The sequence below is a fragment of the Cupriavidus sp. FW216-B1 genome, from assembly GCF_058789195.1.
The window spans coordinates 93166-116608 of sequence record NZ_JBYTEL010000009.1; the positions used below are offsets into that span (position 1 = coordinate 93166).

At 70.7% G+C, this 23443-nt stretch carries 14 protein-coding genes; all 14 read left to right on the forward strand.

Annotation, left to right across the window (positions count from 1 at the left end):
* Positions 1-7: 7 nt before the first annotated feature.
* Positions 8-1549 carry a F0F1 ATP synthase subunit alpha gene (atpA, locus tag AC3WXD_RS19735; RefSeq protein ID WP_020200456.1) on the forward strand — a complete coding sequence of 514 codons (1542 nt, stop codon included), beginning with the start codon at positions 8-10 and terminating at the stop codon, positions 1547-1549.
* Positions 1550-1625: 76 nt separating this feature from the next.
* Positions 1626-2501, forward strand: coding sequence for a F0F1 ATP synthase subunit gamma (atpG, locus tag AC3WXD_RS19740; RefSeq protein ID WP_020200455.1), 876 nt, complete (start codon positions 1626-1628; stop codon positions 2499-2501).
* A gap of 33 nt (positions 2502-2534) precedes the next feature.
* Positions 2535-3938 carry a F0F1 ATP synthase subunit beta gene (gene atpD / locus AC3WXD_RS19745; protein ID WP_029043060.1) on the forward strand — a complete coding sequence of 468 codons (1404 nt, stop codon included), beginning with the start codon at positions 2535-2537 and terminating at the stop codon, positions 3936-3938.
* Between the two features lie 138 nt (positions 3939-4076).
* Complete coding sequence (locus AC3WXD_RS19750) at positions 4077-4493, forward strand: F0F1 ATP synthase subunit epsilon (protein WP_020200453.1); 417 nt, start codon at positions 4077-4079, stop codon at positions 4491-4493.
* A 977-nt stretch (positions 4494-5470) separates the two neighbouring features.
* Positions 5471-6283, forward strand: a complete 813-nt coding sequence (locus AC3WXD_RS19755; protein ID WP_492324500.1) for an RsiV family protein — start codon at positions 5471-5473, stop codon at positions 6281-6283.
* Positions 6284-6288: 5 nt separating this feature from the next.
* Positions 6289-6708: a CoA-binding protein gene (locus AC3WXD_RS19760; RefSeq protein WP_043364957.1), complete on the forward strand. Its 420-nt coding sequence runs from the start codon at positions 6289-6291 to the stop codon at positions 6706-6708.
* 157 nt (positions 6709-6865) lie between these two features.
* Entirely contained in the window at positions 6866-7822 is a 957-nt protein-coding gene (locus AC3WXD_RS19765) for an alpha/beta hydrolase (protein ID WP_020200450.1), read from the forward strand.
* Between the two features lie 95 nt (positions 7823-7917).
* Entirely contained in the window at positions 7918-9015 is a 1098-nt protein-coding gene (gene hemE / locus AC3WXD_RS19770) for a uroporphyrinogen decarboxylase (protein ID WP_059410914.1), read from the forward strand.
* Positions 9016-9640: 625 nt separating this feature from the next.
* Positions 9641-11911 carry a primosomal protein N' gene (locus tag AC3WXD_RS19775; RefSeq protein WP_492324559.1) on the forward strand — a complete coding sequence of 757 codons (2271 nt, stop codon included), beginning with the start codon at positions 9641-9643 and terminating at the stop codon, positions 11909-11911.
* Between the two features lie 174 nt (positions 11912-12085).
* Positions 12086-16087: a trifunctional transcriptional regulator/proline dehydrogenase/L-glutamate gamma-semialdehyde dehydrogenase gene (putA, locus tag AC3WXD_RS19780; RefSeq protein ID WP_492324501.1), complete on the forward strand. Its 4002-nt coding sequence runs from the start codon at positions 12086-12088 to the stop codon at positions 16085-16087.
* A 138-nt stretch (positions 16088-16225) separates the two neighbouring features.
* A complete protein-coding gene (locus AC3WXD_RS19785; RefSeq protein WP_020200446.1) occupies positions 16226-17377 on the forward strand; it encodes a branched-chain amino acid ABC transporter substrate-binding protein in 1152 nt (383 codons plus the stop codon).
* Between the two features lie 194 nt (positions 17378-17571).
* Positions 17572-19323, forward strand: coding sequence for an Hsp70 family protein (locus tag AC3WXD_RS19790; protein WP_020200445.1), 1752 nt, complete (start codon positions 17572-17574; stop codon positions 19321-19323).
* Between the two features lie 80 nt (positions 19324-19403).
* A complete protein-coding gene (locus tag AC3WXD_RS19795; protein WP_492324502.1) occupies positions 19404-21290 on the forward strand; it encodes a J domain-containing protein in 1887 nt (628 codons plus the stop codon).
* Between the two features lie 147 nt (positions 21291-21437).
* On the forward strand, positions 21438-23351 hold the full coding sequence (locus AC3WXD_RS19800) for a tetratricopeptide repeat protein (protein ID WP_492324560.1): 1914 nt from the start codon (positions 21438-21440) through the stop codon (positions 23349-23351).
* Positions 23352-23443 lie beyond the last annotated feature (92 nt).

The following is a 23443-nucleotide window of genomic DNA, read 5'->3' on the forward strand; positions in this document are numbered from 1 at the left end:
CATTGTGATGCAACTGAACCCCTCAGAAATCAGCGAGCTGATCAAGTCCCGCATCTCGGGTCTTGGCGCCGACGCTGAAGTGCGCAACACCGGCACGGTGATTTCCGTGACCGATGGTATCTGCCGCGTGCACGGCCTGTCCGGCGTGATGCAGGGCGAGATGCTGGAATTCCCCGGCAACACCTTCGGCCTCGCGCTGAACCTCGAGCGCGACTCCGTCGGCGCCGTGGTGCTGGGCGACTACGAACACATTTCGGAAGGCGACCCGGTCAAGTGCACCGGCCGCATTCTGGAAGTGCCGGTCGGCCGCGAACTGCTCGGCCGCGTGGTCAACACGCTCGGCCAGCCGATCGACGGCAAGGGCCCGATCAACGCCAAGGAAACGGACGTGATCGAGAAGGTCGCCCCTGGCGTGATCGCGCGCCAGTCGGTGAGCCAGCCGGTGCAGACCGGCCTGAAGTCGATCGACGCGATGGTGCCGATCGGCCGCGGCCAGCGCGAGCTGATCATCGGCGACCGCCAGACCGGCAAGACCGCCGTGGCCGTCGACGCCATCATCAACCAGAAGGGCAAGGGCGTCTTCTGCGTGTACGTGGCGATCGGCCAGAAGGCTTCGACGATCAACAACGTGGTGCGCAAGCTCGAGGAACTGGGCGCGATGGAATACACCATCGTGGTCGCCGCCTCGGCTTCGGATTCGGCCGCCATGCAGTACCTGGCCGCCTACGCCGGCTGCACGATGGGCGAATACTTCCGCGACCGCGGCGAAGACGCGCTGATCGTCTATGACGACCTGACCAAGCAGGCCTGGGCCTACCGCCAGGTGTCGCTGCTGCTGCGCCGCCCGCCGGGCCGCGAAGCCTACCCCGGCGACGTGTTCTACCTGCACTCGCGCCTGCTCGAGCGCGCCGCCCGCGTGAACGCCGACTACGTCGAGAAGTTCACCAAGGGCGCAGTGACCGGCAAGACCGGCTCGCTGACCGCGCTGCCCGTGATCGAAACGCAGGCCGGCGACGTGTCCGCGTTCGTGCCGACCAACGTGATCTCGATCACCGACGGCCAGATATTCCTGGAAACCGACCTGTTCAACGCCGGTATCCGCCCCGCCATCAACGCCGGCATCTCGGTGTCGCGCGTCGGCGGTGCCGCCCAGACCAAGGTCGTCAAGAAGCTGTCCGGCGGTATCCGTACCGACCTGGCCCAGTACCGTGAGCTGGCCGCGTTCGCGCAGTTCGCCTCCGACCTGGACGACGCCACCCGCAAGCAGCTCGAGCGCGGCCGCCGCGTGACCGAACTGCTCAAGCAGCCGCAGTACCTGCCGCTGCAGGTGTGGCAGCTGGCCGCGTCGCTGTACGCAGCCAACAACGGCTTCCTCGACAACGTGGACGTGAAGGACATTCTCCCCTTCGAGAAGGGCCTGCACGACCATCTGAAGACCAAGTACGCCGACCTCGTCAACCGCATCGAAGAGACCAAGGATCTGTCGAAGGAAGACGAAGCCGCGCTGCGTGCCGCGATCGAGGATTTCAAGAAGTCCGCCGCGTTCTAACCGCGTAATTCCACGAATCTGCGCCGGGCCGCCGTTGCCATGACGGCCCCGGCGCGGCACGAATGGAGAGGAAGATATGGCCGGAACGAAAGAAATTCGAACCAAGATCAAGAGCGTGCAGAACACGCGCAAGATCACCAAGGCGATGGAGATGGTCGCCGCGTCCAAGATGCGCAAGGCGCAGGAACGGATGCGCAATGCCCGTCCCTACGCCGAGAAGGTGCGCAACATCGCGGCGCACCTGGCTGCGGCCAATCCCGAGTTCAAGCACCCCTTCATGGTGGCGCGCGAAGTCAAGCGCGCCGGCCTGATCGTGGTGACGACCGACAAGGGCCTGTGCGGCGGCCTGAACACGAACGTGCTGCGCGCGGTGACCAACGAACTGCGCGAGCTGCAGGCGCGCGGCGTGACGGTGCAGAGCACCGCCATCGGTTCCAAGGGCATGCAGTTCCTGGGCCGCATCGGCGGCAAGGTGGTTTCGCACGTGGTGCACCTCGGTGACACCCCGCATCTGGAAAAACTGATCGGCGCGATCAAGGTCCAGCTCGACGCTTTCACCAATGGTGAAGTCGATGCCGTGTACCTGGCTTACACCAAGTTCATCAACACGATGAAACAGGAGCCGATGGTGGAGCAGCTGCTGCCGCTCCCCGCCGACAAGTTTGCCCAGACCGAAGATGAAAAGCGCGCCTACTCGTGGGATTACATCTACGAGCCCGACGCCCAGACCGTGGTGGAAGAATTGCTGGTCCGCTACGTCGAGGCGCTGGTGTACCAGGCCGTGGCCGAGAACATGGCGTCCGAGCAGTCGGCGCGCATGGTGGCCATGAAGGCGGCATCCGACAACGCCAAGAACGTGATCGGCGAACTGCAACTGGTCTACAACAAGACCCGTCAGGCAGCGATCACCAAGGAACTGTCGGAAATCGTCAGCGGTGCCGCTGCCGTCTAAGGCGTCAAGTATTCAAGCTATCGGAGATACGAAATGAGTATCGGAAATATTGTGCAGTGCATTGGCGCCGTGGTGGACATCGAGTTCCCCCGCGACGCGCTGCCGAAGGTGTACGAGGCGCTCGTGCTGGAAGACAGCAACGAAGCCTCGTTCGCCGAGAAGGGCCTGACCTTCGAAGTGCAGCAACAGCTCGGTGACGGCGTGGTCCGTACCATCGCCCTGGGTTCGTCGGACGGCCTGCGCCGCGGCATGTCGGTCAAGAGCACCGGCGCCCCGATCTCGGTGCCGGTCGGCCACGGCACGCTGGGCCGCATCATGGACGTGCTCGGCCGCCCCATCGACGAAGCCGGCCCGATCGCTTCGGACGAGAAGCGCTCGATCCACCAGAAGGCGCCGAAGTTCGACGAGCTGTCGCCTTCCGTGGACCTGCTCGAAACCGGCATCAAGGTGATCGACCTGGTGTGCCCGTTCGCCAAGGGCGGCAAGGTGGGCCTGTTCGGTGGCGCCGGCGTCGGCAAGACCGTGAACATGATGGAGCTCATCAACAACATCGCCAAGCAGCACAGCGGTCTGTCGGTGTTCGCCGGCGTGGGCGAGCGTACCCGTGAAGGGAACGACTTCTACCACGAAATGAAGGACTCGAACGTGCTCGACAAGGTGGCCATGGTGTTCGGCCAGATGAACGAGCCGCCGGGCAACCGTCTGCGCGTGGCGCTCTCCGGCCTGACCATGGCCGAGAAGTTCCGCGACGAAGGCCGCGACATCCTGTTCTTCGTCGACAACATCTACCGCTACACGCTGGCCGGTACCGAAGTGTCGGCACTGCTGGGCCGCATGCCTTCCGCCGTGGGCTACCAGCCGACGCTGGCCGAGGAAATGGGCAAGCTGCAGGAGCGCATCACCTCGACCAAGACCGGCTCGATCACCTCGATCCAGGCCGTGTACGTCCCTGCGGACGACTTGACCGACCCGTCGCCTGCCACCACCTTCCTGCACCTGGACTCGACCGTCGTGCTGTCGCGTGACATCGCCGCGCTGGGTATCTACCCCGCCGTCGACCCGCTCGACTCGACCTCGCGCCAGCTCGACCCGCAGGTCGTCGGCCAGGAACACTACGACGTGGCCCGCCGCGTGCAGCAGACGCTGCAGCGCTACAAGGAACTGCGCGACATCATCGCGATTCTGGGCATGGACGAACTGTCGCCGGAAGACAAGCAGTCGGTGTCGCGCGCGCGGAAGATCCAGCGTTTCCTGTCGCAGCCCTTCCACGTCGCGGAAGTGTTCACGGGTTCGCCGGGCAAGTACGTGCCGCTCAAGGAAACCATCCGTGGTTTCAAGATGCTGGTGGACGGCGAATGCGATCACCTGCCCGAGCAGGCGTTCTACATGGTCGGTTCGATCGACGAAGCCTTCGAGAAGGCCAAGAAGCTCCAGTAAGCGGGGTCTTTCGCCTTCGCGCGGGCCCGCGCGCATGCCGTGGACGGGGATTGTCCGCGGCGCGCGCGCCGGCCGGAAGGTGGGAAACCTGCTTCCTGGCAACGGGAAGCCAACGCTTTCTGGAACAAAGGAATTCACATGGCAACCATTCTTGTAGACGTCGTCAGCGCCGAAGCGTCGATCTTCTCCGGCCAGGCGAAGTTCGTGGCGCTGCCGGGCGAGTCGGGCGAGCTGGGTATCCTGCCGGGCCATACGCCGCTGATCACGCGTATCCAGCCGGGCGCGGTGCGCATCGAGAAGGAAGACGGTAGCGAAGAGTTCGTGTTCGTGGCCGGCGGCATTCTCGAAGTGCAGCCCAAGCACGTGACCGTGCTGGCGGACACCGCCATTCGCGGCAGCGATCTCGACGAAGCCAAGGCGCAGGAAGCCAAGCGCGCGGCCGAGGAGCTGATGCAGAACCAGAGCAGCGACCTCGACCTGGCACGTGCCCAGAGCGAGCTGGCTGTTGCGGCCGCGCAACTGGCCGCCATCGCGCGCCTGCGCCGCAAGCGCTGAGCAACGCGGCACCGGGCGCAGTCCGCGACGGCTGTTGTTTTTTGGCTGTGGCGACAAAAAAAGGCAGCCGCGAGGCTGCCTTTTTCACGATGCTGCGACTATTCTGACGGCTCAGCACAAAAAAAAGCGCGCGGGCCGGGGAGGCACCGCGCGGACGGGAAAATCCCTTCGAGGGGTCAATTCGAAGGAACGGGTAAGGTCCAGGTCATTCAACAGGCGCCGGCCACTTTCCAGTCGGATCATCGCATCCGGCAAGGTGGTTCAGCATCCGGTCAGGCGGCACCGATCGCAATCAGACGATCCAGCCAGCCGGAACCGAAACGCGCCAACAATCTTCACAACCTGGTACACCGACCGCGGGCATGGCTCGCGATCCGGTCAAACTGGGTGGGAATTGCTTCCAAAGGCTTTCTTCACGACGCCCTCCCTTTCTGTTTGGGGGAGGGAACGCCTTTCACAAAAACTGATTGTGTTAAAGCATTGTGGGGGAAACTTTTGGCAATGGCAGTAACAAAATGTATCGGTTTGCAATAAGTTGAAAGCGCCGTAACCGAAACGTCGTTCAAATAGGCTTCATCGTCCGCATATTTCCGCCTTTGCCGCAAGGCGGCGGGAACACCACCGGGCGCCGCCGGTCCCATAGCTTTCGCTTGCCAGCCATCCGCGCCGCGGTCTGGCCGCCGACCGCCATGCCGCTTCCTTCCGCCATTCCCCCGCTTCGCCGTGAATGCGTACAAGTCCGAAATGGCCTTGTCCAGCTTGGCCTCGCCGCTGTTCTCGGCGCCGCGCCGCCGGCCTGCGCGCTGGCGCTTGCGGACGGGCCGCCGGCCATCGCCGGCACCTTCTGGCAGGGCGAGCCCGGCGAGTCCGGGCAGGTTTCGCTGACGCTATTTCCGTGTCCCGGCACCGAGATGGTCGAAGGAACCCTTCGTTACGATTCAAGGCTCGCGGCCACCCCGCGTCAACTGGATGGCCAATTGACAGCCGACGGCCGCCTGAGCCTGCGCGAGCGCGACGCGCCGCCGACCGCCGCCAGCGATGCGCAGGCATCCGGCAACGTCCGCTTCGAGGGGGCCGTCGCCGCCGACGGGCACACCGCCACCGGCGTGTGGACCGGCGCGGACGGCAGCGCCAGGCAGTTGATGCTCACGCGCACGGCGGTCTATCGCGAGCGGGTGGCGGAGGTGGGCGGCGCGCGCTTCGCCGAGCGCTACCCGGAAACCGGCAGCGCGGCCGTCGACGCGCTGATCGCCTCGCTGCGCGCCGGCGGCTGCGGCGAGGGCGGGCTCGAATGCCGCAGCGCCGTCGAGCTGGCGACGCTGGACGCCGGCGTGGTCAGCCTGCTGCGCACCACCTGGCGCTACAGCGGCGGCGCCCACGGCAGCCTGGACTACGCCGGCGGCACGTGGCGCCGCGACGACGCCGCGGCGGCCTCCGCCGCCGCCGCCGAGGCCGCCTACGTGCCGGTGCGGCTCGCCGACCTGCTGGCGCCCGGCAAGGCCTGCCTGCAGAAGCTCAACGCGGAACTGGAGGCGTCGCTGCGGCAGCAGGGCGCCGCCGACCCGGAGCGCGGCCTGCTCGACGAGGCGGCCCTGCACGACGCGCGCACGCCCTTCACCCTGTACCGCGGCGGCGTGGTGCTGCACTATGCGCCCTATGCCGTGGGCCCGTTCGCCAAGGGCGCCTACCGGGCCGCGGTGCCGTTCGCGCGGCTGGGCGCCTGCGCCCGCCCGTCCGGCGAGAGCCGCGGCAGAATCCCCGAACCCGAACAGAAGGAAGCACGCACGTGAGCGAGATGCAGACCGCCATCCAGGGCATGCTGGCGATGAAGACCGTCGCCGTGGCAGGCCTGTCCGACAATCCCGGCCGCGCCAGCCACGAGGTGGCGGCTTTCATGCAGGCGCGCGGCTACCGCATCGTGCCGGTCAATCCGCGCCACGCCGGCACGCTGATCCTGGGCCAGCCCTGCCACGCCAGCCTGGCCGACGCGGCGCGCGCGCTGGCCGCCGAAGGGCAGCGCATCGACTGGGTCGACATCTTCCGCCGCGCCGAGGACGTGCCGCCGGTGGTCGCGGACGCCATCGCCATCGGCGCGCGCGGCGTCTGGCTGCAGCTCGGCATCGTCAACGACGAAGCGTTCGACCGCGCCCGCGCCGCCGGCCTGCTGGCGGTGCAGGACCGCTGCGTCAAGATCGAGCTGATGCGATCGAGCTGACGCGCGCGCCCGCCTGAACACCCCGGACACCCCGGACACCCCGGACACCCCGAGCGCCCCGGACACCCGAACCCGCGAACGCCGCTACACTGCGGGATTGCGCAGCGCCGCCGCGGCATGCGCAGTTCCGACCCGACCGAACCCGTCTCATCCCGACATGGCCATCGACCCCCAGATCCTCGACTACTACCGCCGCCTCGCCGAACGCTATGCCGGGCAGCCCGCGCCGGCCGACGCCGCCGCGCGCCGCGCGCGCTTCGCCGAGATCGCGGCGCTCTCGCTCGCGCCGGAGCCCGAGGGCATCGTCGCCACCGACCTCGCCATCCCGCTGGACGGGCGCACGCTGGCGGCCCGCCTGTTCCGGCCCGAGGGCGTGGCCGAGCCGCGCCTGATCGTCTACTTCCACGGCGGCGGCTGGGTGGTCGGCTCGCACGACACCCATCACAGCGTGGCCGCGCTGCTGGCCGCCGACACCGGCTGCGCCGTGGCCAGCGTCGACTACCGCCTCGCGCCCGAGCATCCGTTCCCCGCGCCGTGCGACGACGCGCTGCATTCCGTGCTGTGGTTCGCCGAGCAGCGCGCCCGCCTGCGCCTCGACACCCGCTTCCTGGCCGTGGCCGGCGACAGCGCCGGCGGCCACCTCGCGGCGCAGGCCGCGCGCTGGGCCAACGCGCACGGCCATCCCGGGCTGGTCAACGCGCAACTGCTGATCTACCCCGTCACCGCGCCCGCGCTCACCACCGAAAGCTATCGCGCGTTCGCCGACGGCCCGGGCCTCACGCGCGACGAGATGGCGTGGTTCTGGACCCAGTTCATCGGCGAGCAGCAGCTCGCCGCCGGCGCGGCCATCGAGGACACGCGCATCCACCTGATGGGCGCCGCGCCGCGCCACCTGCCGCCGGCCAGCGTGGTCCTGGTGGCCGCCCACGACGTGCTGCGCGACGACGGCCTGGCCTACGCCGACTACCTGGTGCGCTACGGCGCGCCGGTCATCACGCTCGAAGCCAGCGGCATGACGCACGGCTTCGCGCGGCTGCAGCCCGAGGCGCCGCGCGCGCGCGAATGGATGCGCCGCGCCGCGCAGGCGTTCAGGGAACTGGCCGACGACATTTGACGGCACCGCGCCGACGGCACCGTGTTGACGCCGCCGCCTTGACGGCAGCGCGCCGGCGCCACCCGGCCATCCCTTAGAATGGCGGTCTTACGAGGATGACCATGACCGCACTGCAGAACGACACCTTCCTGCGCGCACTGCGCCGGCAGCCTACCGAGTACACCCCGCTGTGGCTGATGCGCCAGGCCGGCCGCTACCTGCCCGAGTACAACGCCACGCGCGCGCGCGCCGGCAGCTTCCTGGGCCTGGCCAAGAACCCGGCCTACGCCACCGAGGTCACTCTGCAGCCGCTCGAGCGCTACCCGCTCGACGCGGCCATCCTCTTCTCCGACATCCTCACCGTGCCCGACGCGATGGGCCTGGGCCTGTCGTTCGCGCAGGGCGAGGGCCCGCGCTTCGCCCATCCGCTGCGCACCGAGGGCGACGTGATGAAGCTGGCGGTGCCCGACATGGCCTCGCTGCGCTACGTGTTCGACGCGGTCGGCGAGATCCGCCGCGCGCTGGTGCAGGACGGCCGCCAGCGCGTGCCGCTGATCGGCTTCTCGGGCAGCCCCTGGACGCTGGCCTGCTACATGGTCGAAGGCGCCGGCTCGGCGGATTTCCGCACCGTCAAGAGCATGATGTACGGCCGCCCGGACCTGATGCACCGCATCCTCGGCATCAACGCGCAGGCGGTGTCCGCCTATCTGAACGCGCAGATCGAGGCCGGCGCGCAGGCCGTGATGCTGTTCGACACCTGGGGCGGCACGCTCGCCGACGGCATGTACCAGGCCTTCTCGCTGGCCTACATGCGCCAGGTGGTGGCCGGCCTGAAGCGCGAGCACGACGGGCAGCAGGTGCCGGTGATCGTGTTCACCAAGGGCGGCGGTCTGTGGCTGGAAGAACTGGCCGGCATCGGCGCCGACGCGCTCGGCCTGGACTGGACCGTCAACCTGCAGCAGGCGCGCCGCCGCACCGGCGGGCAGGTCGCCCTGCAGGGCAACATCGATCCCAATGTGCTGTTCGCGCCGGAAGCCGCCATCCGCGCGCAGGTGCGCGGCGTGCTCGACAGCTACGCCGCCGGCGGCGGCAGCGACGGCCACGTGTTCAACCTGGGCCACGGCATTTCGCAGTTCACGCCGCCGGAGAACGTGACGGTGCTGGTGGACGAGGTGCATCGCTACAGCCGCCACCTGCGCAGCGCCGCCAAGTGACGGGCCAGGTGGCACGCGGCGCATGCGCCCGCGCTGGCCGGCGCGCGCGGGCTGTGCGGCGCAGCGAGCGTGGCGGCTGCGCCGCACTGGTGAATCCGGGTGGCGCGGGAGGCTGGCACGAAGCGCTGTCAAGTAAACTATTTTGCAATATTTCGCCCTTTCGGTGCCGCTTCGCGCTTGTCAAGGCTTGACTTATGCACATCAATGGGTTTTCCGCAGTGCAAGAGGGGGTTAGTCCCTAACTCATCTGAGGGAGGTCCGCAAGTCCTTGATTTACAAGGCTTTGCATCTGGTCAAGTGCGCGGCCGAATGCCCGTGGGAGCCTTGATTTACGGGGCTTGGCGGGAACGCCGGACGAGTTTTCAACAAAGTTATCCACAGGCACTGTGCGCAAGCGGGAAAAGCGGCCATCTATCATCGACTTAGGGGCACATTTGAAGCGTTACTTTAAGTTGATGTTGCGCCGCACACTTAATTTGTCCGGCATGCGGCCCGGCCCCGTCCTGCACTTGCATTGGGCCAGCCCGTCCGCGCCGCTGCCCCATTCTGGGCCGTACCCAGTGCTGCGCGCCGGAGCGGCATCGTGAACGCGCCCGCGCATCCCGGCGCCGCCGCGCCGACGCCGGTGCCGGAGGACGCGGACGCCGCGCCGCTGGCCGTCGTGCGAGTGGCGCTAGATACACCCGCCGACGACGTCTTCGACTATCTCGCCCCGCCCGAGGTGCAGCCGGGCGACCTCGTCACCGTGCCGTTCGGCCGCCGCCTGCTGGTCGGCGTGGCCGTCATGCGCGCCACCCGGTCGGACGTGCCGCCGGAGCGCCTGCGCCCGGTCGCGCAGCGGCTGGACTGGCTGCCGCCGCTGGGCGCGCACTGGATCGCGCTGGCCCGCTTCGCCGCGCTCTACTACCACCGCTGCCTCGGCGAAGTCATGCTGCCGGCGCTGCCGCCGGGCCTGCGCGAGGCCGAGAGCTGGCCGCGCCTGGCGCTGCGCGCGCGCAGCGAGCATTACCGCGTGGTGCCGGGCCAGGCGGCGGCGCTGCTGGCCGCGGTGCCGGCGCGCGCGCGCACGGTGCTGGCGCTGGCCCAGGCGCTGGCGGCGGCCGGTGAGCAGGGCGGGGCGGTTTCCGCCGCCGCGGCGCGTACCCTTTGCAGCGCCGCGCCGGCCCGCCTGGCCGAGTGGCTGGCGGCCGGCTGGGTCGGCGCGGAGGCTGCCGACCAGCCGCTGCTGGAGGTCGCGCCGGATGCCGCGCCCTCGGCCGCGCCGCCGCTGCACGAGGAGCAGCGCGCCGCCGTGGAGGCCATCGGCCAGGCGCGGGGTTTTGCCCCGTTCCTGCTGCACGGCGTGACCGGCAGCGGCAAGACCGAAGTCTATCTGCACGCGATGGCCGAGGTGCTGGCGCGCGACCCGCGCGCCCAGGTGCTGATGCTGGTGCCCGAAATCAACCTGACGCCGCAGCTGCAGGGCCGCATCGCCGCGCGCTTCCCGCACCTGCCGCTGGCGGTGCTGCACAGCGGCCTGGCCGACCAGGAACGCACGCTGCAATGGCTGGCCGCCCACCGCGGCGAGGCGCGCATCGTGCTCGGCACGCGCATGGCGGTGATGGCCTCGCTGCCGCACCTCGCGCTGGTGGTGGTCGACGAGGAGCACGACACCTCCTACAAGCAGCAGGAAGGCCTGCGCTACTCCGCGCGCGACCTGTCGGTGTGGCGCGCCAAGCAGCTCGGCATCCCGGTGGTGCTGGGCTCGGCCACGCCGTCGATGGAATCGTGGTGGCGCGCCGAGCAGGGCGCCTACCGCAAGCTGGTGCTGCGCGAGCGCGCCCAGGCCGACGCGGCGCTGCCCACCGTGCGCCTGGTCGACCTGAACCAGGAGCGCCAGCGCCAGCGCGCGCTCTACGAAGGGCTCTCGGTGCCGCTGCTGAGCGCCATCGAGGCGCGCCTGGCGCGCGGCGAGCAGAGCCTGCTGTTCCTCAACCGGCGCGGCTACGCCCCGGTGCTGGCGTGCGGCAGCTGCGGCTGGCTGTCGGGCTGCCCGCGCTGCTCGGCCTACCTGGTGCTGCACCGGCCCGAGCGCCGGCTGCGCTGCCACCACTGCGGGCTGGAGGCGCCGGTGCCCCATCACTGCCCGGACTGCGGCGACGTGGACATCGCGCCGCTCGGACGCGGCACGCAGCGCATCGAGGAAGCGCTGGCGGCGCGCTTCCCGCAGGCCCGCATCGCTCGCATCGACGCCGACTCCACGCGCCGCAAGGGCAGCGCGCAGGCCATGTTCGACGAGGTCCACGCCGGCGAGGTCGACATCCTGGTCGGTACGCAGATGGTGGCCAAGGGCCACGACTTCCAGCGCGTCACGCTGGTCGGCATCGTCCACCCGGACGCCGCCATGTTCAGCCACGACTTCCGCGCCGCCGAGCACCTGTTCGCCTCGCTGATGCAGGTCGCCGGGCGCGCCGGGCGCGCCGGGCTGGCCGGCGAGGTGCTGATCCAGACCCGCTACCCGGACGCTTCGGCATTGCAGGCGCTGGTGCGCCATGACTATGATGGATTCGCGGCCGCGCAGCTGCGCGAGCGGCGCCAGGCCGGGTTGCCCCCGTTCGCCTACCAGGTGCTGGTCACGGCGGAACACGCCCAGCTGGAGCGCGCGCTGGCCTTCCTGCAGAGCGCGCGCGACCGCGCCGACGCCGGCCGCATGGCGCCCGAGGTGCAACTCCACGACCCGGTGCCGATGTCGATGGTGCGCGTGGCCAACCGCGAGCGCGCGCAGATGCTGGTGGAAAGCACCTCGCGCGCGGCGCTGCAACGGTTTGTCAGCGAGTGGGTACGGACTTTCGGCGACGCGCTGGCCGACGCCAAGGGCGTGAGGTGGCAACTGGAGATCGACCCGCTGCGGATCTGAACGGCACCGCGGCGGCGCTTGCGGCACGGGGTTGGTGCAACCCATGACCCGGTTTATGACTGGTGGTTGTACCTAGTTGCACCTTTGCTTTCCCCGGGAGTATGATCGCGCCAACCCGCGGGCGTTCCGGGAGTCTCGGCGCCTTGCATCCGCATCCTTCGGAGAATCAAGCGCATGGCCACCACCACCCTCGGCGTCAAGCTCGACGACGCCGCCCGCGAGCGCCTCAAGCGCGTCGCCCAGTCGATCGACCGCACGCCGCACTGGCTCATCAAGCAAGCCATCTTCACCTACCTGGAGCAGGTCGAGCGTGGCCAGCAGCCCGCCGAAGCCGGCGCCGCCAGCAGCCCCGCCGAGGGCGCGGCCGACGGCGCGGACGGCTTCGACGCCGCCGCCACCGAAGGCGCGCCGCAGCCCTTCCTCGAGTTCGCCCAGAGCGTGCAGCCGCAGTCCGTGCTGCGCGCGGCCATCACCGCCGCCTACCGCCGCCCCGAGACCGAGTGCGTGCCGGTGCTGCTGGAGCAGGCCCGGCTGCCGCAGGCGCAGGCCGGGGCCGCGCTGGACATGGCCCGCACGCTGGCCACCCGGCTGCGCGAGCGCAAGGTCGGCACCGGCCGCGAAGGGCTGGTGCAGGGCCTGATCCAGGAGTTCTCGCTGTCGTCGCAGGAAGGCGTGGCGCTGATGTGCCTGGCCGAGGCGCTGCTGCGCATCCCGGACAAGGCCACGCGCGACGCGCTGATCCGCGACAAGATCAGCGGCGCCAACTGGCAGTCGCACCTGGGCCAGAGCCCGTCGCTGTTCGTCAACGCCGCCACCTGGGGCCTGCTGCTGACCGGCCGGCTGGTCGCCACCCACACCGAGGCGGGCCTCTCCAAGGCCCTGACCCGCATCATCGGCAAGGGCGGCGAGCCGCTCATCCGCAAGGGCGTGGACATGGCCATGCGCCTGATGGGCGAGCAGTTCGTCACCGGCGAGACCATCTCCGAGGCGCTCGCCAACGCGCGCAAGTACGAGGCCGAAGGCTTCCGCTACTCCTACGACATGCTCGGCGAAGCCGCCATGACCGAGGAAGATGCCGTGCGTTACCTGGCCTCCTACGAGCAGGCCATCCACGCCATCGGCCAGGCCTCGCGCGGGCGCGGCATCTACGAAGGCCCCGGCATCTCGATCAAGCTCTCGGCGCTGCACCCGCGCTACAGCCGCGCCCAGCACGAGCGCGTGGTCGGCGAGCTGTACGGCCGCCTCAAGTCGCTCACGCTGCTGGCGCGCCGCTACGACATCGGCATCAACCTCGACGCCGAGGAAGCCGACCGCCTCGAGATCTCGCTGGACCTGCTCGAGCGCCTGTGCTTCGAGCCCGAGCTGGCCGGCTGGAACGGCGTCGGCTTCGTGGTGCAGGGCTACCAGAAGCGCTGCCCGTTCGTGATCGACTACCTGATCGACCTGGCCCGCCGCAGCCGCCACCGCCTGATGATCCGCCTGGTCAAGGGCGCCTACTGGGACAGCGAGATCAAGCGCGCCCAGGTCGACGGCCTGGAGGGCTATCCGGTCTACACGCGCAAGGTCTACACCGACGTGTCCTACGTGGCCTGCGCGCGCAAGCTGCTGTCGGTGCCGGACGCGATCTACCCGCAGTTCGCCACCCACAACGCGCACACGCTGGCGGCCATCTACCAGATCGCCGGCCACAACTACTATCCCGGCCAGTACGAGTTCCAGTGTCTGCACGGCATGGGCGAGCCGCTCTACGACCAGGTGGTCGGGCCGCTGGCCGACGGCAAGTACAACCGCCCGTGCCGCATCTACGCGCCGGTCGGCACGCACGAGACGCTGCTGGCCTACCTGGTGCGCCGCCTGCTGGAAAACGGCGCCAACACCTCGTTCGTCAACCGCATCGCCGACGACACCATCTCGCTCGACGAACTGGTGGCCGACCCGGTCGCCGTGGTCGAGCGCATGAACGCCGAGGAAGGCGCGCTGGGCCTGCCGCACCCGCGCATCCCGCAGCCGCGCACGCTGTACGGCGAGTCGCGCGCCAATTCCGCCGGCATCGACCTGTCCAACGAGCATCGCCTGGCCTCGCTGTCGTCGGCGCTGCTGGCCGGCACCAGCGAGAGCGTCGCCGCCGTGCCGCTGCTCGGCGCCGAGGTGGCGCCGGGCACGCCGGCGAACCCGCCGGCGCCGGTGCGCAACCCGGCCGACCTGCGCGACATCGTCGGCTACGTCACCGAGGCCGGCATGGCCGAGGTGGAAGCCGCGCTGCAGGCCGCCGTCAACGCCGCGCCGATCTGGCAGGCCACGCCGGCCGACGTGCGCGCCGCCGCGCTCGAGCGCGCCGCCGAGCTGATGGAAGCGCAGATGCAGTCGCTGATGGGCATCATCGTGCGCGAAGCCGGCAAGACCTTCGCCAACGCCATCGCCGAGGTGCGCGAGGCGGTGGACTTCCTGCGCTACTACGCCGCCCAGGTGCGCGCGACCTTCTCCGGCGACACCCACCGCCCGCTCGGGCCGGTGGTCTGCATCAGCCCGTGGAATTTCCCGCTGGCCATCTTCACCGGCCAGGTCGCGGCCGCGCTGGCCGCCGGCAACACCGTGCTGGCCAAGCCCGCCGAGCAGACCCCGCTGATCGCCGCGCAGGCCGTGCGCCTGCTGCGCGAGGCCGGCGTGCCGGCCGGCGCGCTGCAACTGCTGCCGGGCCGCGGCGAGACCGTGGGCGCGGCGCTGGTCGGCGACGCCCGCGTCAAGGGCGTGATGTTCACCGGCTCCACCGAGGTGGCGCGCCTGCTGCAACGCAGCGTGGCCGGGCGCCTCGACGCCGCCGGCCGGCTGGTGCCGCTGATCGCCGAGACCGGCGGCCAGAACGCCATGATCGTCGACTCCTCGGCGCTGGCCGAGCAGGTGGTCGGCGACGTGGTCGGCTCCGCCTTCGACTCGGCCGGCCAGCGCTGCTCCGCGCTGCGCGTGCTGTGCCTGCAGGAAGACGTGGCCGACCGCGTGCTGGCCATGCTCAAGGGCGCCATGAACGAGCTCGGCATGGGCAACCCGGACCGCCTGTCCACCGACGTCGGCCCGGTCATCGACGAGGAAGCGCGCGGCAACATCGTGCGCCACATCGAAGCCATGCGCGCCAAGGGCCGCCGCATCCACCAGGCCGCGCGCGGCGAGGCCGGGGACGCCGCCACGCGCCACGGCACCTTCGTGCCGCCCACGCTGATCGAGCTCGACAGCATCGAGGAGCTGCAGCGCGAGGTGTTCGGCCCGGTGCTGCACGTAGTGCGCTACCAGCGCACCGCCCTGGGCGCGCTGCTGGACCAGATCAACGCCACCGGCTACGGCCTCACGATGGGCATTCACACGCGCATCGACGAGACCATCGCCGCCATCGTCGAGCGCGCCCACGTGGGCAACCTGTACGTCAACCGCAATATCGTCGGCGCGGTGGTCGGCGTGCAGCCGTTCGGCGGCGAGGGCCTGTCCGGCACCGGCCCCAAGGCCGGCGGCCCGCTCTACCTGCACCGCCTGCTGTCGGTCTGCCCGCAGGACGCGGTGACGCGCGTGGTGCGCGCCGCCGACGTGGCGGGCGGCACGGGCGAGGCCGGCCCGACGCGCGCCGCGGTGAGCGACGCGCTGGCGGCGCTGGGCGAATGGGCCGGGCGCGAAAGCGCCGCGCTGCCCGGCCTGGCCGCCGTGTGCGAGCGCTTCGCCGCGGCGTCGCCGGCGGGCCTGTCGGTGACGCTGCCGGGTCCCACCGGCGAGCGCAACACCTACACGCTGCTGCCGCGCGCCGCGGTGCTGTGCCTGGCCCGGCACGAGGCCGACCTGGCGGTGCAGCTGGCGGCCGTGCTGGCCGCCGGCAGCCAGGCGGTGTGGCCGGACGAGCCGCACGCGCGCGCGCTGTCGGCGCGGCTGCCGAAGGCAGTACAATCGCGCGTCCGCCTGGTGCCCGACTGGGCCGCCGGCGACGCCGCGTTCGATGCCGTGCTGCACCACGGCGATTCCGACCAGCTGCGCGCGGTCAGCGAGCAGCTGGCCTCGCGCCCCGGCCCGATCGTCTCGGTCCAGGGCCTGGCGCACGGTGAGCCGAATGTGGCCATCGAGCGTTTGCTGATCGAGCGTTCGCTGTCCGTCAATACGGCGGCGGCGGGCGGCAATGCCAGTTTGATGACGATCGGCTGACCGGCCGGACGTCGTTCGAAGGGACGCGAGGCAGCGGTGATCCCGCAGGTCTCGCGTATGACAATAGGGGAGCGTTTCGCGCCGCACCCGGACGCATCCAGAAACGCTGCAAAAGGCTGAAGCCACCAAGGAGAACTGATGAACTCGACTTTCCACAAGACGGCCCTGACCGTTGCCCTGTCCATCGCCGGCGTCTGCGCCAGCTCGGCCGCCTTCGCCCAGGCCCAGGAAATCAAGCTCGGCTTCGCCGCGCCGATGACCGGCGGGCAGGCGCAATACGGCAAGGACATGCAGAACGGCGTGGTCCTCGCGATCGAGGAAATGAACGCCACCAAGCCGAAGATCGGCGGCAAGGAGGTCAAGTTCGTACTGCTTTCCGAGGACGACCAGGCCGATCCCAAGACCGGCTCGGTGGTGGCGCAGAAGCTGGTCGACGGCGGCATCCAGGGCATGCTCGGCCACTTCAACTCCGGCACCAGCATCCCGGCGTCGACGGTCTACAACCGCGCCGGCATCCCGCAGATCGCGATGGCGACGGCGCCCGAATACACCCGCCAGGGCTTCAAGACCACCTTCCGCATGATGACCTCCGACACCCAGCAGGGTTCGGTGATCGGTGCCTTCGTGGTGAAGAAGCTCGGCGCCAAGAACATCGCCATCGTCGACGACCGCACCGCCTACGGCCAGGGCCTGGCCGACGAGTTCGAGAAGGCCGCGCGCGCCGCCGGCGGCAAGATCGTGCGCCGCGAGTACACCAACGACAAGGCGGTGGACTTCAAGGCCGTGCTGACCAACATCAAGCGCAGCAGCCCGGACGTGATCTTCTACGGCGGCGCCGAGACCCAGTCCGCGCCGATGGCCAAGCAGGTCAAGGAACTCGGCATGAAGTCGCCGCTGGTGTCGGGCGAAATGTCGAAGACCGACAACTTCCTCAAGCTGGCCGGCCCGGCTGCCGAAGGCACCGTGGTGTCGCTGGCCGGCCTGCCGCTGGAGCAGATGCCCGGCGGCACCGCCTACGAGCAGAAGTACGAGAAGCGCTTCGGCGGCAAGGTGCAGACCTACTCGCCCTACGCCTACGACGGCGCCACCGCGATGATGACCGCCATGATCAAGGCCGGCTCGGCCGATCCGGCGCGCTACCTGCCGGTGCTGGCCGCCACCAGCATGCAGGGCGTCACCACCAAGACCCTGGCCTACGACGCGCGCGGCGACCTCAAGGACGGCGGCATCACCGTCTACAAGGTGGTCGGCGGCAAGTGGACCGTGCTGGAGACGGTCGGCGGCAAGTAAGCCAGCCTGCCCCGCCCGGCACGCAAGGCGCCACCTTCGGGTGGCGCTTTTTCTTGCGCGCCCGGCTCTTGCGCGCCCGCCACAATGTCTCGCAGGCACAACATGGCGTGCCGCCACCATTTCCATCCTGCCGGATTGCCGCTTAATGTTGCGTTTGCTGCGCACAGGAGCGCCGCCACCAGCAAGACCGGAACATGGAACCCAAGCACACCATCATCGGCATCGACCTCGGCACCACCAACAGCCTGGCCGCGGTCTGGCGCGACGGACACGCGCAGATCATTCCCAATTCGCTCGGCAAGCGCCTCACGCCGTCCTGCGTGAGCGTGCTCGAGGACGGCGCCATCGTGGTCGGCGAGCCCGCGCGCGACCGCCTGCTGACCCATCCCGCGCACAGCGCCGCGCTGTTCAAGCGCCACATGGGCACCGCGCGCGCCACCGCGCTGGGCGAGCGGCGCTACCGGCCGGAGGAACTGTCGTCGTTCCTGCTGCGCGCGCTCAAGGCCGACGCCGAGGCCTGGCTCGGCACGCCGGTGGACGAGGCGGTGATCACCGTGCCGGCCTATTTCAGCGACGCCCAGCGCCGCGCCACGCGCGTGGCCGGCGAGCTGGCCGGCCTGCGCGTGGAGCGCCTGCTCAACGAGCCGACCGCCGCGGCGCTGGCCTACGGCCTGCAGCAGAAGCAGGAAAGCCGCTTCCTGGTGTTCGACCTGGGCGGCGGCACCTTCGACGTCTCGGTGCTGGAACTGTTCGACAACGTGATGGAGGTGCGCGCCTCGGCCGGCGACAACTTCCTCGGCGGCGAGGACTTCGTCGGCGCGCTGATGCGCGCGTTCAGCCGCGACAGCGGCCTCGACGCCCACCTCGCGGCGCGCGGCGCCTTCGCCGGCGACGAGCAGCCCGAGCGCTGGCCCGCGGCACTGCGCGAGCGCGTGCGCAACGCCGCCGAGAGCGCCAAGCGGGCGCTCGGCGAGGCCGCCAGCGTGGCCATGTCGGTGGAGTGGGACGAGCGCGCGTTCGCCGCCGCCGTGACCCAGGAAGGCTTCGCCGAGCTCAGCGCGCCGCTGCTCGAGCGCCTGCGCAAGCCCATCGAGCAGGCCATGCGCGACGCGCGCATCCGCCCGGCCGAGCTCGACAGCGTGGTGCTGGCCGGCGGCGCCACCCGCATGCCGCTGGTGCGCCGGCTGGTGAGCCGCATGTTCGGCCGCTTTCCCGTCACCGAGCTGCATCCCGACGAAGTGGTGGCGCTCGGCGCGGCCGTGCAGGCTGGCCTGAAGGCGCGCGACGCGGCGCTCGACGAAGTCGTCATGACCGACGTCGCGCCGTACTCGCTGGGCATCGAGACCAGCCGGCGGGTCGGCCCGGAGGGGTTCACGCACGGCCATTACCAGCCCGTGATCGACCGCAACTCGGTGGTGCCGGTGAGCCGCGTCGAGCGCATCCACCCGCTTGCCGACAAGCAGGAAGTGCTGGCCCTGCGCGTGTTCCAGGGCGAGGGGCGGATGGTGGCCGAGAACGTCTTCCTCGGCGAGATCGCCGTGCCGCTGCCGCGCCTGAGCGCGGCCGAGTCCGGCGTGGACGTGCGCTTCACCTACGACGTCAACGGCATCCTCGAAGTGCAGGCCACCGTGGTGGCCACCAACACCGCGCACCGCATCGTGATCCAGGAAAACCCCGGCGTGCTGAGCGACGAGGAAGTGGCCGGGCGCCTGGCCGCGCTCGCCGAGATCAAGATCCACCCGCGCGACCAGGCCGAGAACGCGCAGCTGGTGGCGCGCGCCGACCGCCTCTACCAGCAGTGCCTGGGCCACGAGCGCGAGCAGATCAGCGGCGCGCTGGCGCAGTTCCAGGCCGCGCTGGAAGCGCAGGACGGCGAGCGCATCCGCGCGCTGCGCGCGCCCATCCGGCGCCTGCTCGACTCGCTCGACACCCAGCTCTGGGACTGACCGGCCCGCACATCCGTCCGCATATCCGTCCGCACATTCGCCCGCACATTCGCCCGCGTACCTTCTCCGCTCTCCGCTCCATGCACTGGCAAGTCCTGCAACTGGCGCCGACCACCGATGCGCGCCGCATCCGCTCCGCCTACGCCGCCCGCCTCAAGGTCACGCGCCCCGACGACGACGCCGAGGCCTTCCAGGCGCTGCGCGCCGCCTACGAGTTCGCGCTGGAATGGGCGCGCCATCACGCGCAGGACGAAGCAGCCGCGGGCGCCGCCGGCATGCCCGATGCCGCCGGTCCGGCGCCGGACGGCACGCCGGAGTCGCACCCGCCGCAGGCCGGGGCCGCGCCGCCGTCGCCATCATCGCCACCGTCGCCGCTGGTCAAGGCCGCCTCGCCGGTGCGCGGCAGCCTGCCGGCCATCGCTTTGCCGCCGCTGCTGGCGCCGCCGTCCGCGCTGCCCGACCCCGCCGAACTCGCGCAGGCGATGTGGGCGCGCCTGGCCGCCAGCTTCCCGCCGCCGCCGGACGCGCCCGCCGGCAGCCACGCCGGCCCCGACCGCGGCGAGCTGGCCGCGCAGTCGCTGCCGGTGGCCGAGGCGCTGCAACACTGCCTGCGGGACGACGCCTTCGTCAGCATCGAGGCGCGCGACCGCTTCGAGTGGCTGGCGCTGCGCTACTGCGCGCGCGACGACGCCAGCCCGGCGGCGCGCGCGGCGCTGTTCGAGGGTTTCGGCTGGGAAGCGGAGTCGGCCCATCTGGCGCGGCGCGACGGCGCGCTGACCCGGCACGTCATCGCCCGCGCGCTGGCCGACCGGCAGTTCAGCTTCTTCCGCACCTACGCCAGGGGCTCAGCGGCGGCGCGGGCGCTGCTGGCGCCGCCGCCGGCCCGCGCCGGCTGGCGCATGCTGATGAGCGGCGCCTTCGTCAGGGACATGCGCGCGCTGCTGGCGCAGTTGCGCTGGAAGACGCCCGAGACGCGCCATTTCCATTTCGACGGCGCGGTGCTGGCGGCGTGGGAGGCGGCGGTGTCGCGTCCGCTGCTGTCGTGGGGCCAGTTGTTCCACGCGCTGTGGATCGGCGCCATCGCGGCCAGCGTGGCGCTGATGATCCTGGTCATGCACGAGGAGCGCGCCGGGCGCGGCGCGGTGTCGCCGTGGCTGGCGCTGGGCACCTGCGGCGCCGTGCTGGCGGCGCCGATGCTGCTGTGGATCTGGTACGTGCGGTGCTGGCAGCAGGCCGTCACGCAGCGGCTGGCGCGCTGGCGCGCGCGGCCCGGCGTGCAGTGGAGCTGGTTCGGCCTCCATGCCGTGATCGGCGCGTTCGCCATGTTCGCGGGCACGCTGCCGCGGCTCTACGGCTGGTTCGTCGGCGCCGAGCTGTATGCGCTGCTGCTGGCCTTCGCGCTGCTCTACCTGCCGGCGCTGCAGCGCATCGGCGTGGGCGGCGCGCTGACTATCGGCGGCATGTACGTGGTGCTGGCGGTGCTGCTGTTCGCGCCGTTCGCGCACGCGCTGGCGTTTCCGCTCGGTCTGCTGCTGGCCTGCGCCAACCTGTCGCTGGTGCTGCCCACGCGCGCGTGGCTGCGCCAGCGCCACCGCGCGCGCCTGCTGCAGGGTCAGTGCGCGGCGCTGGCCGCGGGCGCCGCGCTGCTGGCCGCGCAGATGCGGTGGGACCTGTCGGCCGAGCCGTGGCTGGCGGCGGTCGCCTGGCTGTGGTTCAACGCCGCCGTGTTCGGCGCCGATCCCATTCTCGACGGCCGCCTCAAGGGCTGGTGGTTGGCGCTGCTGCTGGTCCTGTGCAGCGTGGCCGGCGCGCTGCCGGTGCACGCGGAAACCACGCCGCTGTTCCGCGCCGAGGCGGTGGCCTGCGTCTACCTGCTGCTGGCCTGCCTGTTCGACTGGTCGGACCTGCGCGGCGCCGGCCGGCCCATCAAGTCGGTCAAGTCGGCCAAGCCGGCCCGGCGCACCTGAATGGGGCAGGCGGCCGCGCCGGGCTTCCCGCGCCGGCCTGGCCGCCGCGAAAACAGGCCGGGAAGGCCCCCTTCCACTGCGGACCGGGAAACCCGCGCATGGCGCATAATCCCGCACTCGCCCATGCCACCCCAGAAGGAGCTGTCCGTGTCCGTGCAGGAAGTCAGTTACGACCACGCCATCGAGCTAGCCAATGCCGAGCGCTACGACGAGGCGCTGGTCATTCTCGACCAGCTCTCGCAGGCGCAGCCGCAGGTGGTGGATTTCGACTGCCTGCGGGCGCGCCTGCACTTCGACCGCGGCGACGCCCCGCAGGCCTTCGCCGTGCTCGACGCGGCGCTGGCCAGGCTGCCCGGGCTGGACCTGCATCCCGCGCACCGCTGGTCCTCGCGCGGCATGATCGCGCACCGCTACGGCATGCTGCTGATGAGCATGGAGCGCTTCCAGGAAGCGCAGCCGTGGCTGGACGAGGCCGCGCTGCGCAACGGCCTGTCCTCGGGCGAGTGGAGCGCGCGGCTGCATGCGGGGCTGGCGCATTACCGGCTCGGCGACTTCGCCGGCGCCGGCGCCTACTGGTACGACCTGTTGTACCGCGCGCCGGACCTTGGCGCCGAGGAAATCCTGGCGCAGGCCGCGGCCCACGTGAACGCCGCCGGCGAGCGGGCCGAGCCGATGCTGCGCCTGTGCCTGGCGCGCATCGGGCTGGACAACCCCGACCTGCTCGAGCTCGACGAAGCCGCCGGCGACGCGTTCGCCGCCGAGCAGGCCGGCATCGTGCTGGCCGCCCGCCCGGACCACCCGCACGCGCGCCGCATCCGTGCGCCGCTGCGCTACCGCGCCGGCGAGCTCGACGGCGCATGGGATGACCTCGCCACCTACCAGCGCCAGGCGCCGGACCCCAAGGCCCAGGTGCGCGAGCTGGAATGGCGCCACCAGGCCGGCGAGGACCAGCCGTGGACGCGCTTCGCCTTCGCGCAGAACGCCACCGACGCGGCCGGCTATTACCACGCCGGCGTGGCGCTGGCCGAGTTCATCGACGCCGTGCCGGCCGCCGAGACGGCGCTGGCGCCGCACGTGGTCAATGCCTACCGGCTCGGCCTGGCGCGCTTCGAGCGGTATTTCGCCAGCGGCGAGGGCGGCTACGACGACGCCGACCCGCACCTGTACTCGATGCTGTGCCACAACCTCGCGCAGCGGCTCGACGGCGCCGACCAGCGCGCCGAGCGCATCGCGCTGCACGAGAAAGGCATCGCGGCGAGCGAGTTCATCGAGCACTGGATCGACCTGCTCGACGGCCTGGTGGCCGGCGGCCAGCACGCCAAGGCGGTGGAAGTGGCCGGCGACGTGCTCAACCGCTACCCGCTCGAGCGCGACCCGGCCAACGTGGGCTGGGTGTTCAGCCGCCTGATGGATGCCTGGAAGGGCATCGGCGGCTTCGAGGTGACGTCGGCGGCGCGCGACGCGCTGGCCCACATGGACGCCCGCGCCGACGCGCTGCCGGTGGAAGAGCGCAGCCAGGCCGCCCACGCGCTGGCCCACGCGCGCGCGCATTTCGCCGGCCTGCTGCGCAACGGCACCGCCAGCATGGACCAGCACGACCGCACCGACGCGCTGGCCGAGATCGAAGCCCTGCAGCGGCGCGCGCTGCTGATCGAGGACGCCTGGCTGTACAACGCGTTCGGCCTGGTGTGGCGCGACCTCGGCACGCCCGAGCGCGCGCTGCCGCTGTTCGAGCAGGCCATCGTGCTGACCGAGGGCGATCCGTGGGACCAGGCCCTGCCGCGCGTGCAGCGCGCGCTGATCCGCAACGGCGACAAGCTGCACGCCGAGGCGCTGGCGGACTTCGAGGCGGCCTTCGCCGCGCGCGACCGCTGGGACGGCGAGGCCTGGCTCGGCGCGGTCGAGGCCGCGCTCGGGCTGGCGCAGCGCGAGACCGCGCTGGCCTATTTCGACAAGGCCCGCGCGGCCGGCGCGGCGCAGGGCCGCACGCGCGCGCAGTACGCGCGCATGGAAACCGGCCTGCGCGCCACGCGGCCGGCGTGGAAGTTCTGGGGGGTGTAGCGGGCTGCCCGCAGGACGCTCCAAAAAACGCCATCCCGCCAGATGGCGTTTTTTTATGCATGAACGCATCACGTTCCCTGCAACTTACGTGC